Genomic DNA, 1,123 nt, shown 5'->3' on the forward strand with positions numbered 1-1,123 from the left:
AGCCGATGTGTCTTCCGGTGTCGTGCCGGCCGGTACCAGCAGGTCGGTGTTCGTGCGTTTGACCGTGATGATGTTGTTCGAGTTCGCGGTTCCCGGTTCCTGGTTCGCGACCTTCGGGCTGGTGCTGAGCACCTACAAGATGCCCGGCATCATCGGCACCGCGTATTCGCTGGCGGCGGTGGCCGCGATCATCGCGCCGATGTTCCTGGGCGCGCTGGGTGATCGGTTCGTGTCCTCGCAGAAAGGCCTGGGCATCGCGCACCTGGCCGGCGGCGTGGTCATGTGCTTCCTGCCCGCGGTCGTGCACAGCGGCAACAGCGCGGCCACCCTGGCCCTGATCTTCGTGTTCATGGTGTTCTTCCAGCCCACCATGGGACTGGCCAACTCCATCGCGTTCCGCCACCTCGGCGACAACCGCCGACTGTTCCCCTACATCCGGGTATTCGGCACCATCGGCTGGGTCGTGGCCGGCGTCGTGGTCGGCGCGCTGGGCCTGTCCGCCTCGACCGGACTGTTCTACTGCACCGCGCTCATCAGCGGCGCGTTCGGCCTCTACGCCTTCACCTTGCCCGCCACACCACCCCCCGCCGCCGGGGTGCGGTTCACCCTCGGCGACATCATCGGCGCCAAAGCCTTCGTCCTGTTCCGTGACCGCAACTTCTCGATCCTGATGATCTGCGCCCTGCTCACCTCGGTCGCACTCGGCGCCTACAACACCTACGCCTCCCCCTTCCTGGGCGCCCTGGGCATCCACAACGTCGCCGGAGTCCTCTCGATCGGCCAAGCCGCCGAAGTCGCGTTCATCGTCACCATCCCCTTCACGGTGAAACACCTGGGCATGAAATGGGGCCTGATGGGCGGCATGTGCATGTGGGCATTGCGGTTCTGCCTGTTCATCGCCGCGGTCGGCACCCACAACTGGCTCGCTGTGGTCGCGATCGCGCTGCAAGGAATCTGCAACGACTTCTTCCTGGTCCTGGCCGCGATGTACATCGGCGCGGTCACACCCGTCGAGTTGTCCGCCCAAGCCCAAAGCATGCTCATCCTGGTCGTATCCGGCCTCGGCTCATTCCTCGGCGCCGCCCTGTCCGGCACCGTCTACAACCACACCGTCGCCACCCAC

The 1,123-nt window shown here is 65.7% G+C and carries 1 protein-coding gene; it reads left to right on the forward strand.

Features of this window, described 5'->3' with window-relative positions; genetic code table 11:
- Positions 1-52: 52 nt before the first annotated feature.
- Positions 53-1,123 (forward strand): MFS transporter (locus NM2_RS46965; protein WP_169816382.1); only part of this gene is annotated, 1,071 nt, incomplete at its 3' end.

Source organism: Nocardia miyunensis NBRC 108239 (assembly GCF_001613065.1).
Classification (GTDB): Bacteria; Actinomycetota; Actinomycetes; order Mycobacteriales; family Mycobacteriaceae; genus Nocardia; species Nocardia miyunensis.